Annotated in this window: 8 protein-coding genes; 3 read left to right on the top strand and 5 right to left on the bottom strand. The window is 37.1% G+C overall.

Translation table 11 applies throughout. From position 1 onward, the window contains the following. Positions 1-1031: 1031 nt before the first annotated feature. A complete protein-coding gene (locus SP041_RS18625) occupies positions 1032-1346 on the bottom strand; it encodes a type II toxin-antitoxin system MqsA family antitoxin (protein WP_025564697.1) in 315 nt (104 codons plus the stop codon). Between the two features lie 514 nt (positions 1347-1860). Between SP041_RS18625 and SP041_RS18615 the strand changes: the two genes are divergently transcribed. After that, positions 1861-2316 (top strand): MerR family transcriptional regulator, encoded by a 456-nt coding sequence (locus SP041_RS18615; RefSeq protein ID WP_025564698.1) that lies wholly within the window; start codon positions 1861-1863, stop codon positions 2314-2316. Between the two features lie 392 nt (positions 2317-2708). Here the strand turns inward: SP041_RS18615 and SP041_RS18610 are convergent, their stop codons facing one another. Beyond that, positions 2709-2897: a DUF1289 domain-containing protein gene (locus SP041_RS18610; protein ID WP_025564699.1), complete on the bottom strand. Its 189-nt coding sequence runs from the start codon at positions 2895-2897 to the stop codon at positions 2709-2711. A 496-nt stretch (positions 2898-3393) separates the two neighbouring features. Here SP041_RS18610 and gpmI point away from each other — a divergent pair, with 496 nt between their 5' ends. Continuing rightward, positions 3394-4911, top strand: a complete 1518-nt coding sequence (gene gpmI / locus SP041_RS18605) for a 2,3-bisphosphoglycerate-independent phosphoglycerate mutase (RefSeq protein ID WP_025564700.1) — start codon at positions 3394-3396, stop codon at positions 4909-4911. Positions 4912-5201: 290 nt separating this feature from the next. Here the strand turns inward: gpmI and cls are convergent, their stop codons facing one another. The 3 genes from cls to purL form a co-directional block, all read right to left on the bottom strand. Next, complete coding sequence (cls, locus tag SP041_RS18600) at positions 5202-6680, bottom strand: cardiolipin synthase (RefSeq protein ID WP_051368545.1); 1479 nt, start codon at positions 6678-6680, stop codon at positions 5202-5204. Positions 6681-7164: 484 nt separating this feature from the next. Next, positions 7165-9870 (bottom strand): EAL domain-containing protein, encoded by a 2706-nt coding sequence (locus SP041_RS18595; RefSeq protein WP_170968574.1) that lies wholly within the window; start codon positions 9868-9870, stop codon positions 7165-7167. A 110-nt stretch (positions 9871-9980) separates the two neighbouring features. Next, positions 9981-13877: a phosphoribosylformylglycinamidine synthase gene (gene purL, locus SP041_RS18590; RefSeq protein ID WP_025564703.1), complete on the bottom strand. Its 3897-nt coding sequence runs from the start codon at positions 13875-13877 to the stop codon at positions 9981-9983. A 194-nt stretch (positions 13878-14071) separates the two neighbouring features. Between purL and mltF the strand changes: the two genes are divergently transcribed. Then, on the top strand, positions 14072-15910 hold the full coding sequence (gene mltF, locus SP041_RS18585) for a membrane-bound lytic murein transglycosylase MltF (protein WP_051368548.1): 1839 nt from the start codon (positions 14072-14074) through the stop codon (positions 15908-15910). The last annotated feature ends 404 nt before the right edge of the window (positions 15911-16314 follow it).

Genomic DNA, 16314 nt, shown 5'->3' with positions numbered 1-16314 from the left:
GAAGATGTTAAACATTTTATTTTACCCAAAAAAAGAAAACACCGAACGTTTTCACGTTCAGTGCTCTATATTCCATCTAGATATCCGTTAAGATATAAGCCTAAAATCTCTTAACCGAACGGCATTGTGCTTTATGCAGGCTTTTTTGTGTTTGTAATTTTAAATAGGATTAAACGTTATTGATTATTGATAGCTTCAATGTGGAATACGGTAAATAAGCGACAAACCTAAAAAGAGCATTAACCACGAAGCGCTTCGCTACACAGAGGACACGAAGGGTTAAAGCTTAAACATGAGTAATTTTAAATAGGATTAAACGTTATTTTTCCGATATCTTACTTTCAAAAGAAAGACGTGTCGCCGACAGGGCGAAATCACCGATAATAAATATCAAGCTGACAGGATGAGCGCAGACGAGCCCAATTCAAAGCAAAACCATTCAAGACCCCTTATCAGAGTTATAAGCCTGAATTCCCACGCAGAGCATGGGAACTAGAATATAAGCATAAAACATTGCTCAATGTGGATGGACAGTCCCGCCGTTAAGTTTTCCCAAATAATTAATTGCTTTTAGCAAAGCCAAACAGGATGTTTGGATTAGGCTCGTTTGGCACATGGATGTGCCGCAAGAGCCGATGCGTTATAAAAGCGATTTATTCTTTGGATCAGAAAACAATCCGGTGTCAGTTTCTTTGGCTTTTCTAAGCTCTGGTTTATTTCCGATAAAAGAAAGACGTGTCGTCGACAGGGCGAAATCAATGATGATAAATATCAAGCTGACAGGGTGAGCGCAGAGGAACTCAAAGCAAAAGCATTCAAAGTCCACTTATCAGAGTTATAAGCATGAATTCCCACGCAGAGCATAGGAACTAGAATAGTTTCTTTTCTAGCAAAAAAAAGACGTGTCGTCGACAGGGTGAAATAACCGATAATAAGTATCAAGCTGACAGGATAAGCGCAGACGAATCCAACTTAAAAACAAAGCTAATATATAAATAAGATATCGATTACGTAACGGACGTCCTTATTTGTTATAGCTCAGCGATGTGCGTGAGCGTTTCTGGATGACGTTGTACTAATTTCAAAAGTGTCACAGCTTGCCCATTTGGGGCGCTACGCCCTTGCTCCCAATTCTCTAAAGTACGAGAGGATGTATGCAGTAAACTAGCAAAAACACCACGTGACATATTAAATTTTTCTCTAATATTTACAATTTCATCAGGTGAAATATCAAGTTCACTTACATTATTAACCTGATGTGTTTTAAGGGTTAGCTTTCCCTCTGAATGGTCTTTTGCTTCAATAAGCGCCGAACTTAATTCTGTAAATAAATCACGATTGCTCACTACGCCATACCTCCATAAAATCTTTTAATTGTTTCTTTTGATCTGCGGTTAAATCTAACACTTCACTTTTCCCATAAATAGTGAGTAAATAGAAACGTCGTTTTTCATCAAGAAAGTAATAAATAATACGTGAACCACCACGCTTCCCTTTCCCCTAACTTGCAACTCGAATCTTTCGCAAACCACCAGTACCTTGAATTACGTCCCCCAGCTTTGGGCTTGACATTAATTCAGCTTGAAAAAGTCTAAACTCTTCATCACTAAGGTGGTCAGCTCGATATTTCTCAAATATTTTTGATTCTACAAATATACATTTCATAAATTAAGGGTACGCAAATAACGTATAGATATCAAGATAGGATACGAATAAACTAAATAAAGCACGCGCTCTAAAAACAAATTAACTTACATGCGATCACAAAATATCAGCGTTCAATGTCAATTATTTTTGCTTTTATTTAAAAAACCTGCTTGACTCTGTACCTAGGTACAGAGTGTAGGATAGGAGCTATCGATGAATGAGAACAAACCAATTACCATTGGCGTGCTGGCTAAAGCAGCAAATGTTGGCGTAGAAACAATCCGTTTTTATCAACGTAAAGCCATTATTGAACAACCATTAAAAACCAATGGATTTCGTCATTATTCTAATGAAGACATTCGTACGGTTCGCTTGGTGAAAAAACTTCAAGGAGTTGGTTTTTCCTTAGATGAAATTAAAGAACTTCTCATTTTCGATCATTGTTGTAGTGAATCACGATCAGTCGTTAAGCATAAATCGTTAACCAAAATTGAAGAAATTAAAACACAAATTTCTGAATTACAAGCAACGGTAAAAGCATTAGAAGTGTTTTCAAACACTTGTGGTTCAAACCAGATTGCAGAGACTAATTGTCATTTACTAGATTGTTTTGAAAACCATTGGCAGTGCTGTAGTACAGACAAAGCCCCTAATCTAACTGGAGAATAAATATGAGTGAAGTATGTAAATGTTGTGAAGACACCACAAAATCGAGCTGTTGTTGTAATACAGACAGCTGTAAATGTGCAGAAAGTTGTGCATGTGGTGATTGCTGTAGCAGTTCAGATTGCTGCTAAATTCTTTCGCATTTGAAGTTATTGCTGCCTATCTATTTTATAAAGTGCTTTATATTAGGTACCCTTAAGTACTTTATACCGAACAGAAGATAGGCAGCTTTTTGAGTAATAACATGCAGAGCACTTTTTGGAGCATGGAAATCAATGTAAAACGTATCAAAGTAACTATTTTGATGTTGATTGCTGATTGCTGATCATCATTGATCGCAATAAATTAAAGTCCTCTCATTACTATAATGATCTACCCATTTTATTGATTTATTATTAACAGTTCTTTTCAGCCTTTATTTGTATCATTCTTTTGCTAAGATCTTTCTGAAGAATATTGATGTTATATGGCGTCATTGACTTCCACTTTTCACACTCTTTTCTCGTTCTGGCACATCCCAAGCACCAACCTTTGTTACCCGAAAAATCACACTGATCGATACAAGGACTTTTTCTTTTTTTCATTTCCGGTATCTCGTTTTATTTAATATTCAACATGACGCTTGCTCAAAACTTAAGTCGTTTTGTTCAACACTAGATTCTAACACCGTAAAGCGGATAAATACTTAAGATAAACACTGCTATAAGTTTTTAAAACTAAGTCGCAGTGTTCCCAGAACAGTTCAACTATTATTTCTAAGTGTTTATAGCCAACATCAGCCAATATTAAACAACCAAAAAAGTAGGCTGAAGCCTGTGCTCCTAATAATAGAATAAAGTAACCTCACTCAAATAAGCTTATATTTATCCCCCTCTTCCCCCCTATCAATTTGATTGGAAATATCCATGAGAAAACCAAGGCATTTCATAGACAAACCTATCAATTAAGCTTAAATTAACACATACCTTAATAATAATTATTATCATTTAAATATTGTAACGCTATTAAACTTATTGTTTGTAATGTAAGAGAAATAGATAAACAGAACATTAGAACTGAAAAACTAAATTGGGTGAATATATGAACAAAAAAACAATTCTTATGATTTTAGACGGTTGGGGCACTTCACCAGATCCTAAAGTATCAGCACCAGACAACGCCAATATTCCGTTTCTAGATTCTTTATACAAAAACTACCCTAATGCGTCACTGCGCACTGATGGTGAACATGTAGGCTTACCGACGGGGCAAATGGGTAACAGTGAAGTAGGTCATATGAATCTAGGTGCTGGGCGCATTGTTTACCAAGACCTAGCAAAAATTAATATGGCGGTTACAGAGAAAACATTATCGGAAGAACCAGTGCTGGTTGATGCCCTTCAATATGCCAAAGATAATAATAAAGCAGTGCATTTTTTAGGCTTATTAAGTGATGGTGGAGTTCACTCACATTCTAGTCACTTAAAAGCCTTTATTGATGCTGCACAAGAAGCTGGTGTTCAGCAATCATATGTACATGCTTTTACCGATGGGCGCGATGTTGACCCAAAATCAGGCAAAGCCTCGATTGCAGATTTAGCAACCTACATTGAAAATACTAATACCCAAATTGCCTCTCTTACTGGTCGTTATTATGCAATGGATAGAGATAATCGTTGGGAGCGCGTTCAGCTAGCTTACGATGCACTAGTGAATGGCGTTGGTGTAAAAGCGACAGATGCCATCAGCGCAATTGACAAAAGTTATGCAGATGGCGTAACAGATGAATTTGTTAAGCCAATTATTTTAACTGATGATCAGGCACAGCCACGCGCGACAATTAAAAAAGATGACGTTGTTATCTTCTTTAACTTTCGTACTGACCGAGGTCGTGAATTAACGCAAATGTTAAGCCAACAAAACTTCCCAGATCAGAATACAACTAAGCTTGATTTATACTACGTGACAATCACTAATTACAGTGATGACTTTAATAATGTAAAAGTCATTTACAACAAAGACAACATCAGTGAAACACTAGGTGAAGTGTTAGCTAAACATGGTAAAAAGCAAATTCGTATTGCTGAAACGGAAAAATATCCACATGTGACGTTTTTCTTTTCAGGTGGTAGAGAAGATCCGTTTGAAGGAGAATCTCGCATCTTAAAAAATTCGCCTAAAGTAGCGACTTACGATTTACAACCTGAAATGAGTGCTTATGAACTGCGTGATGCGTTAATACCAGAACTGAACAAAGGTGAAGCAGACTTTGTTTGCCTTAACTTTGCTAACGGCGATATGGTAGGGCATACCGGCATGATGGACGCGGCCATTAAAGCCTGTGAAGCGGTAGACGAATGTGTCAGAGATGTTGTTACTGCTGCGCTTGCTAATGACTACACAACATTGATCATCGCCGATCACGGTAACTGTGAAACCATGATGAATCCAGATGGTAGTCCAAATACAGCACATACCACCAATCCAGTACCAGTAATTTTAGTCGATAAAGATCTTAAAAATATCGAAGATGGCGTACTAGGTGATATGGCTCCAACCATATTGAAATTAATAGGCATAGAACAACCGGCCGTAATGACAAGACACTCATTAATTTAGTTTATGTAGTTTGAAGTAGAGTAGATAAAGCAGAGTAGAATCAACCGAGTACAAAACCACTACTTGAGTAGGGTAACTCAACGCCCCTACTCTCGACAGAAATCGTATGTTAATTGAGAACATAGCTGTTTTTAGTTTAGGTAGTTTTAATTTAGGTAGTTTGAGGTCAAGATAATGTTAGGCCAAGATAGTTTTAAGTTAAGGTTAAAGTTAACGTTAAGCAGCTACATATTTAGATTAAAGTGTGTGGAATTCAATGGTTTTATCGTTTCCCACACGCACAAATTAAACTATAACAACGGACTAAACAGATATAAAAAACCTTCTAATAAACGCTTGAAAAAAGGACGTTTCTGCCACTTCTCCAAAGTTAATTGATTGGAAGCTAAAGTGTAATGCATTTGTGCGGTTAATAACTCCCCTGCAAACCTTGGATTGTCGATTAACATCGTCATTTCGAAGTTCAGCCAAAAACTACGTAAATCTAAATTAACAGTGCCTATCAACGCAATTTTCTCGTCAATCACGATACTTTTACTGTGTAACAAGCCGCCATAAAACTGATGAATTTCTACATTCGCTTTTAATAGATCTTCAAAAAATGCGCGAGAAGCATACTTAACCATTACCGAATCATTTTTGGCAGGTAAAATAATCTTAACGTCCACGCCTCTCATCGCGGCCACTTGTAACGCCGTCAATAAACTTTCATCTGGCACGAAGTAAGGTGTGGTAAGCACTAAGCTATATTTAGCTTCATAAATAGCAGTTAACAGGACTTGATGAATTCCGACTTTGCCAAACTCAGGTCCAGAAGGAATAAGTTGTGAGTTTTCATCACCTGCAATACAAAATAGCGTCTTATTGGCTTGTGGCAAACACAAGTCTTCTTCAGTCTCTAAACTCCAATCCCACAAAAATAAGCCTTGCATATGTTGTACGATAGGACCTTCACAACGCACCATTAAATCAACCCACTCACCTACCCCTTTATCTACGTTAAAATAAGCCGGATCAACTAAGTTCATGCTCCCTGTGTAAGCAAAATGGTCATCAATACATACTAATTTACGATGTAACCTAAGATCTTGTCTTTGAAATAATAAGCGAAATGCACCTACAGGTAATGCTTCAACAACTTTCACGCCGGATTTTCGTAATTGAACCGGCAATTTAGACTTGAAAAAATCGTGACTACCTACTGAATCAAGCAATAACCTGCAATCAACGCCCCTACTTGCAGCTAATTTTAATTCCGTTAATAGTTGGTCAACTAACCCGCCTTGGTTACAAATATAAAACATTAAATAGCAATGTTTTTTAGCGTTTTTAATTTCTTTTGTAAGCTCTAACAAAATATCATCGGTAGTGGTTAACAAAGTATGCTGATTACCTTTAACCATAGGCATATTCGTATAAGACTCAACAAAGGACTGCATTGCATGTGCATTTTCACTGATCAGCTCTTTGCTTTGTTTACAAGCCACGGCTTGCTCTTGGATCCACGTTAAGAATGTATTTGAATGTAATTTACGCTGCTTGCTACGTTTGGCCCCTAAATTTAATTCACCAAAAATAAAATAGCCAATCATCCCAGCTAAAGGCACTGCAAACATAAGAAATAGCCAGGCCAGTGAGACGCCGATTGGTTTTCGTTTTAACACGACCCTTACTGTCATTAACGTTAATAAGCCAAAATACAATGTCGCTGAAGCCGCGATATATATTTCGCTTTCTAACCAATTCATATTAAAACTAACGTGTTCCATGAACTTCCTAATAAAAAATAAAACGAGCAGTGAAAGACTGCTAAATAAAAATGCTATTAACAAAGATGCTATTAATAAAGTAATCGGGAAAGAAAAGCTATCCATTTAAATATCAATACCAATTACATTAAATAAAAGATCTAAATTTTGCGCAGAAAAAATGACTTAGTTTAAGGCGTAAATTGAAGCCTTTAGAAGATTAACTTCGTTAACTGCCTGTCGATAATTAACTAAAAAAGGCTAATACTTTAATGGTTGTTCTCTTGACGAAGTTTACAACGAATAAATAAATTATTTTAACAAGGAAAATAGATCAGTTAATTAGTGTGATTGATATAATCAGTATTTTTGTATAAGAATTAAAGCAAGTTGGACAGACTAAAAGTGAGTATAAAAGAATATAATGGTCTTTATTTTTACTGGTATCGAGTATCTGCTAAATACCAGTAAAAAATATAAAAGGGATAATATAAGTAAGAAGTGATTATTTTCGTTTGTTACACCTAAGATAAAAAGTAGCTTCCGTCGCTGTCATCACATCTTTTTGGCTATTCCATTTATCAGCAGTTAATGTTTTATCATTGTTAACTAGGCAAGGGTCATTTTCAATTGCTTCGCCTACCACATCAATCCCCAGAGATTTTGCCAACACGAAGACTGATTTAAGCATGGCTTCTCCAGCTAAAAATCCAGGTACACCTTGGATAAAGTGTTTTGATATTTTGAATTTATCAATATTGAGTTTATCAATGGAGTATAAAACAGAACGCTCAGCACCAAACCCTTCAACAGTAAGCGCAATGCCTAATCGGCTTAGGTTAAATAAATTCTCTTGAACTCTATAGAGATCATTACGGAATAAGCTTTCTTCAATTTCAAACTCAAACCAATTAGCTTTAGCGCCGGTATCTAATAAAACTTTTTGGATAGAACCAATTAATGATAATTGCGATAACTCTAACTTAGATAAAGGCAGTGCAATCCGTCCAAAATTAATGCCTGAAGCATGCCATTTTACGGCTTGCTTAGCAGCTTGAGTAAACATTTTAATACCTAACTCAATTAACACACCAGATTGTTCTGCAAGCATTAGGAATCGTTCAGGTAATAACAGACCTTGCTCAGGATGATGCCACCTTAATATACATTCAATAGCGACAATCTGGCGTTTATTAAGGTCATATTGAGGCTGATAATAAACCTCAAATTGGTCTTCAATAAGCGCTAACTTTAATTCGTTTTCTCGGGCCAATTGATGAGTAGAATGAACCGTTAATTCGTTAGTATAAAAGTGATAAGCACTACTTTTATCTCGCTTACTGCGTAACATTGCCGTTTCAGCATTAGATAAAATCATATCGGCATCCATACCATCATCAGGACAAATGCTAATCCCGATAGAAAGTGATAAATCAACAGCAACGCCTTCGATAGTCATTGTTTCAGAAAACTGTTGTGCTATTTGTCGTGCAATTAAAGCAATAACTTGTTCGTTGTCGAACTCATCAATCACTAATACGAACTGGTCATCACCAATACGAGCAATGAAATCTTTGTCTGAAGCAGATTGTTTAAGACGTTTTGCAACCCCTCTAAAGACTAAATCACCTTGGTTATGACCATGGCGTTCATTAATCGCTTTAATACCTTTAATCTCTATAAACAAAATCCCCATTGGTATTTGCTTATGATTAGAACGCGCAATAGCCGTTTCTAAATGATTAAATAAAGCGATTCGATTATTTAATCCCGTTAAAGAATCATGCTTAGATAAATACTGAATTTTTTCTTCATTGTATTTATTTTGAGTTAAATCAGTAAACGAATAAACACGATTATCTATTTCTGTTTCACTGTCTTTAATTTGATAAACCTCTAGCCAAAAATAACCAAGGTCACCTTTTTTGGTATAGAAATTAACATCGCCTTGCCATTTACCTTTACTCTTTAACGCAAGCTCAATATTAACAAATAAACGACGGTAATCGCCACCGTAAGCAAATGAAGCAATATTATGATTTAGGAGTTCCGATTTAGCATAACCAGCAATATCGAAACAAGCATCGTTAGCGGTAATAACAACCCCTGCATTATCAGTCACTAAGATAGCGTCTCGACTATTTTCAAATACTGCATTAGCTAATTTAAGCTGTTTTTTGATAATGCTTTTTTCAGTGATATCTCGCCCGATAGCAATCAAGCCTTGGACTTTACCGTCTTTATCTTTCAGCGGCACTTTTTGCATAAAGATATAATGCTTTTCACCATTGTTATACGTAAGGTATTCGTTATTTACGTATACTTCATTGTTTTCAATTACTTGAGAGTCTTGCGCCTGACACATCTTGGCTTGATTTAATTCAAATAATTGGTCATCTTTTTTGCCAATAATATCGGCTTCAGGGCCACCAACAAACTCTTCAAACTGTTTATTACAGCCAATAAAACGACTTTCTAAATCTTTAAAGAAAATAAGGTCTGAAGAAAGGTTTGCCGTTGCGCGTAACATAACACGCTCTTTTTCTATCGTTGCCTTCGCGGCATTCATTTCTGAGGAATCAAATAACATGCCGATTTGATGATCGCTATCATCAGTAGCTTCTTCGCGAATTAAAAACTCACGCTTAATGCCCGTAACGTCACGCATTTCAAATTCAAGTAAACGAACTTGATGATCATCGTTGACCATTCTTAATGTTGATTTTTTAACTTTATCAACAATCCCATCTGGTAATACTTTATCTAAAGGTTGCCCTATTAAATCATCTGGCAATAAACCAAATATTTGAGAGAAATAGGTATTGCAATAAATAATGAAACCTTGCAAATCTTTATAATAAAGAGGAATGCTAATACAGTCTAAAGCAGATTTAACTTCATCTGAGATACCCGCTGTCATAGCAGGAGATGGAATACTAACGCCATCAAGACGAGGCTCTTGGTCAGTTAAATAAAGACAGTGCATATCTGGAAATTTTTCTGTGATACGTTTTTTAACCGCATTTAAAACTGGGCGATCACAAATAAAGTAATGATAGTTATCTTCACTAATAATTTTTTCAAGTTCATTCACACAAACGTAATGAACAACACTAACATCATTAGCAGTAGTAGAATTAATGGGTAATAAGGCTTCAACTAATTTAATATTGTCGCCTATATATAACACCTTTTTAACTATACTTAACAATACCATTCACCTTAAATTGAAATAAATTTATTATATTAAAATCAAATACTTAATGTAACCTAAAAAGATAAAAAAAGGGAGCTTAAGCTCCCTTTTTTTATTGCTATTATCTAACCTAGCTGTTTACGAACGTTTCTAAACATTCGCATCCATGGACTATCTTCTTTCCATTCATCAGGGTGCCAAGAGTTAGCAACCGTTCTGAAGACTCGCTCCGGATGAGGCATCATGATTGTGACACGGCCATCTTTCGAAGTAAGACCTGTAATACCATTTGGCGAACCATTTGGATTAGCAGGGTAAGCTTGAGTATGGTCACCATAGTTATCAATAAAGCGTAATGCAATAGATCCACTTGCTTCAATAGCTGCAAGATGTGAGCTATCCTTCACTTCTACACGACCCTCACCATGAGAAACAGCAATTGGCATGTGTGAACCCGCCATATCATTTAAGAATAATGAGTTAGACTTTTGTACTTCAACCAAACTAAAACGTGCTTCAAAACGTTCAGAATTATTGCGTACAAAACGCGGCCATAAGTCTGAACCTGGAATTAACTCATTCAGGTTTGATAGCATTTGACAACCATTACAAACACCTAAAGCAAATGAATTTTCACGCTCAAAGAACGTTTGGAATTGGTTACGAGCTTGTTCATTAAACAAGATTGATTTAGCCCAACCTTCACCAGCACCTAATACGTCACCGTAAGAGAAACCACCACAAGCTACTAGACCTGCAAAGTCTTCTAATTGAACATCACCCGATAAAACATCACTCATGTGAACGTCAATCGCAGAGAAACCAGCACGATTAAAGGCAGCTGCCATCTCTTGTTGAGAGTTAACGCCTTGTTCGCGCAGAATAGCCATGCGAGGTTGAACACCTTTAGCAATATAAGGAGCAGCAACATCCTCATTAATATCAAACGTTAATTTAGTTGATAGACCAGGATCTTTATCATCTAATTTAAGATCAAACTCTTGTTGTGCACATTCAGAGTTATCACGTAGCGATTGCATTTTAAGTGTTGTTTCAGCCCAAATACCACGGAACTCAGCACGCTTAGCAGCTAACACTTCTTTTCCATCACGCATAAATTCGATTTGGTCAGACTGATTTAATGAACCAATCACTAATGAGCTTGATGATAAGCCGTGTCCAGCAAGGGTGTTTAATACCGCTTCTTTATCTTCACGTTTAACTTGAATAACAGCCCCTAACTCTTCCGAGTATAAAGCAGCAAAATCATCGCTACCTACTTGGTCAAGTTTAACAGTTACACCACAGTGCCCAGCAAAAGCCATTTCAGTGATTGTTGAGAATAAACCACCGTCACTTCTATCGTGATAAGCTAATAATTTCTTATCTGCAACTAGCGTTTGTACGGCATTAAAGAACCCTTTTAATAATTCAGGATTATCTAAATCAGGTGTAGTTTGACCTAACTGCTTATAAACTTGCGCAAGTGATGAACCGCCTAAACGATTCTTACCATTACCAAGGTCAATTAAGATTAAATCAGTTTCGCCTTGGTCAGTGCGTAATTGTGGTGTTACCGTATTACGAATATCACGAACCGCACCAAACGCAGTAATAATCAAAGACAATGGAGAGATAACTTCTTTCTCGCTACCGTCTTCTTCCTGCCAACGCGTCTTCATTGACATTGAATCTTTACCCACTGGGATAGTTAGCTCTAATTCAGGACATAACTCTTCACCAACAGCTTTAACTGCTTCATACAAACCAGCATCTTCACCCGGATGACCTGTTGCAGACATCCAGTTAGCAGATAGTTTAATACGTTTGAAATCACCAATATCAGAACAAGCGATATTAGTAATTGATTCAGCCACAGCCAAACGAGCAGAAGCACCAAAGTTAAGTAATGCAACAGGCGTACGTTCACCTAGTGCCATTGACTCACCGAAGTACGTATCATAACTTGCTGCAGTTACTGCACAATCGGCAACAGGCACTTGCCAAGGGCCGACCATTTGGTCACGAGCGACTAAACCAGTAACAGTACGGTCACCAATAGTAATAAGGAATGTTTTTTCAGCGATAGAAGGAAGACGTAATAAACGTTCAGCGGCTTCTTTAACAGTTGCACCAGATAAGTCTAATGCTTTACCTGTTGCTGTTTGTGTTTTTACATCGCGATGCATTTTAGGGGCTTTGCCTAATAACACTTCTAATGGCATATCGATTGGTTTGTTATCAAACTCAGTATCATTAAGTGTTAAATGCATTTCTTCCGTTGCTTCACCGATCACTGCATACAATGCACGTTCACGCTTACAAATAGCTTCGAAAGTCGCTAGGTTTTCAGGTTTAACCGCCATGACGTAACGTTCTTGAGATTCGTTACACCAAATCTCGTGCGGTGCCATGCTTTTTTCATCATTTGGAATAGCACGTAAATCGAAGATACCACCACGTCCGCCATCATTCACAAGTTCAGGCATTGCGTTTGATAAGCCACCCGCACCCACATCGTGAATAAATTGGATTGGGTTATCTTCACCCATCTGCCAACAACGGTCGATCACTTCCTGACAACGACGTTCCATTTCCGGGTTTTCACGCTGTACTGAAGCAAAATCTAAATCTTCTGATGAAGCACCTGAGTCCATTGATGATGCAGCACCACCCCCTAGACCGATGTTCATTGCAGGCCCACCTAGCACGATTAACTTAGCACCGACTGGGATCTCTTTTTTCTGAACATGTTCACGGCGAATATTACCTAAACCACCAGCCAACATAATTGGTTTATGATAACCACGGATTTCAGACCCGTTATGACTTTCTACTTGCTCTTCATAAGTACGGAAGTAACCAAGAATATTTGGACGACCAAATTCATTATTGAATGCAGCACCACCTAAAGGCGCCTCAAGCATAATATCTAACGCAGAAACGATACGGCTTGGTTTACCAAAATCTGTTTCCCACGGCTGTTCAAAACTTGGAATTCGTAAGTTAGACACAGAGAAACCCACTAAACCCGCTTTTGGTTTAGAACCAATACCTGTTGCGCCTTCATCACGAATCTCACCACCAGAACCTGTTGCTGCGCCTGGGAAAGGTGAAATAGCGGTTGGATGGTTATGTGTTTCTACTTTCATCAAGATATCAATATCTTCATGGTGGTAACCAAATTCACGATCATCAACACTTGGGAAGAAACGCCCTGCTTTATAACCTTCCATAACAGCCGCATTATCGCTGTAGGCAGATAAAACATGTTCAGGATGTAATTCATGTGTGTTACGAATCATTTTGAACAATGATTTAGGCTGTTTTTGGCCATCGATTGTCCAATCAGCATTGAATATTTTATGACGACAATGCTCTGAGTTTGCCTGTGCAAACATCATTAACTCAATATCGTTAGGGTTACGACCTAACTTGATAAAGTTTTCAACTAAGTAATCTATTTCATCAGTCGCTAATGCTAAACCTAAACTCACATTGGCAACTTCTAATGCACTGCGCCCTTGTCCTAAGACATCGACGCTGGTCATTTCACCAGGCTTACCTTGCACAAATAATGTTGCAGCATCATCTAACGATGTTAATACCACTTCCATCATTCGGTCATGCAATAAACCAGTTAATGTTTTAATTTGGTCTGCGTTTAATTCTGTTGAAGTTTCAACATAATAAGCAATGCCGCGTTCTAAGCGTTTTACTTTGGTTAAACCACAGTTTTTAGCAATGTCCGTTGCTTTTGATGACCAAGGCGAAATAGTGCCAGGGCGTGGCGTGACAAAGAGGAGTATACCTACTGGGTCATGCTCTGCTATCTTCGGTCCATAAGTTAATAGCTTTTGTAATACAGCTAACTCTTGGTCATTTAAAGAATCAGATAAATCTGCAGCATGCATAAATTCTGCATATATACTTGTCACAGGTAAATCTAACGCTTCACAGTTTTTCAACAACTGATTAACTCGAAATGTCGATAAGGCAGGTGCCCCTCGCAAAATTTCCATAGGTTATTACTCTCGTTGGATAAATAAATGAACTTGGGTTTAGCTCAATATTATAAAAGAAAAGCATTTTTTATTAAATAGAAACACTCTATAGTCTATGATAAATAACCCCCTTAATTGGTAAATAAATGGATATTTAAATCGTTTATTAGATAATCTACCAACTCTACTCATTGGATTGGCACAATTTGCTTATGAATAAACCTGTTTTTCTTTCCTGTATCGCGGTCAAATTAAAATTATTTCTTACTAGTGCATTAGTTTATTTACTAAGTGCATGTAATCCATTTATACATACAACTCACTTAGAAGAAATGCAAACACGCCAAACATTAATTATGGGGACGATGAATAGTTCATTAACTTATAGTTATGATGGAGATAATTACAGCGGCCTAGATTATGAATTAGGCAAGAAGTTTGCTACTTACTTGAAATTAGAATTAGTAATTAAAGAATTTGATAACCTAGATGAATTATTTACAGCATTAGAAAACAATGACATTGACTTCGCAGGCGCGGGGTTAACATTAACGCCTAAACGCGCTGAAAAGTACCGTAGTTCTCCCCCTTATTATTACCTCTCTCAAAAACTGGTTTACCATAAAGGGACTTATAGACCTCGTGACATGTCAGATATTGATGCACCTATCAATGTTTTAAAAAGCAGTAGCCACGAAGAAAATATTAATGAATCAATAGATGAGTACCCAGACCTTGTTATCAATGTATTAGACAATGAAGATCAAGAATCTTTATTGCAAAAAATAGCTGAAAAAGAGATTGAATATGCCATTGTTGATAGTACAACGTTGGCTCAAAAACAACGCTATTACCCGTCACTAGCAGAAGCATTCACTATCTATGAAAAGCAACCTGTGGCTTGGTTGATACGTAAAGAACAAGATGATTCACTCTATTCTGCAATGATTGAATTCATGGGTAACCAATACAAATCAGGCACCATAGCAAAAATTGAAGAAAAGTATTTTGGACACATTGGCGACTTTGATTATGTCGATACACGTACTTTCTTAAAAAGAATCGACAATAGGTTACCTAAATACGAAAACCTATTTAAAAAATATGCCACGCCAGAAGTACCGTGGTTATTACTTGCATCTGTCAGTTACCAAGAATCTCATTGGGACCCTAAAGCTCGCTCCCCTACTGGTGTTCGAGGAATGATGATGTTAACGCGTGATACCGCGAAATTTGTTAACGTTAAAAATCGCTTAGATCCAGAGCAGAGTATTCAAGGAGGGGCAAAATACCTTTCACAACTCATTAAAAGATTGCCAGAAAGTATCCCAGAAGATGAAAGGATCTGGTTTGCTCTAGCCTCTTATAATATTGGTTTAGGCCACTTGCTTGATGTTCGACGAATTACAACCATGAAAAAGCAAAATCCAGATTCGTGGGCTGATGTAAAAGAAAACTTACCTTTATTGCACCAGCGTAAATGGTATACAAAAACACGTTATGGTTATGCTCGTGGGCGTGAAGCGAAGCATTATGTTGATAATATTAGAGAGTATCTAAAAACCCTAACGTGGCATGATCAAGAGCAACAAAAAGCGCTTAAAATCGAAGCAGAAAAACAAGCAGAGATCGATAGACTTGCCGCTATTGAAGAAGCTAAACAGGCTCAATTAGAAGCAGAAAAACAAGCAGAGATTGATAGGCTGGCTGCTATAGAAGAGGAAAAGCAGGCTAAAATAGAAGCTGATAAACAAGCTGAAATAGATAGGCTGGCTGCTATTGAGCTTGAAGCACAAGCTAGAATAGAAGCCGAGAAGAAAGCAGAGGCAGAAAGATTAGCGGCGGCTGAAAAAGCTAAGCAGGCTAAAATAAAAGCAGATAAACAAGCTGAGATTGATAGGCTTGAAGCTATTGAGCTTGAAAAAGAAGCTAGAATAGAAGCCGAGAAGAAAGCAGAAGTGGAAAGATTAGCAGTAGCTGAAAAAGCCAAACAAGCTAAAATAGAAGCTGATAAGCAAGCTGAAATTGATAAGCTAAAAGCGATAGAATGAGAACAAAAATCCGTTGCTGAAAAATCAATCAGCACCGGTAAATAAAAAACAATCGGAGTAAAAACAAATCGTAAGATAAATAAAGTTCGTGACTCATAAAGTATCTCTATTTGTACGCATTACAGCCTATAACTGTGCAAATAGAGATAACTGAATAAAGACCGAAACGAATAAAGTAAAAAACACTAAATAAACACTAAATAAACAGTAAGCAAACAGTCAATAACACGGCCAACAAAATGAAAGTAAGATAGTAATAAGCTAGTAATAAGCTAGTAAGTAAGGTAACAGTAAAAATTAACCTCAAACACTCTCCATTGAATGAATGCAATTAAAGCAGCCAATTAATCTAATCAATCCAATTCCCCCTATCAAACCCACCAAACTTACTAAATAGAAAACAT

Source organism: Psychromonas sp. SP041, assembly GCF_000470315.2.
GTDB lineage: Bacteria > Pseudomonadota > Gammaproteobacteria > Enterobacterales > Psychromonadaceae > Psychromonas.
Note: the sequence above shows the minus strand (reverse complement) of the source record. Positions and strands in the feature narration are given on the sequence as shown.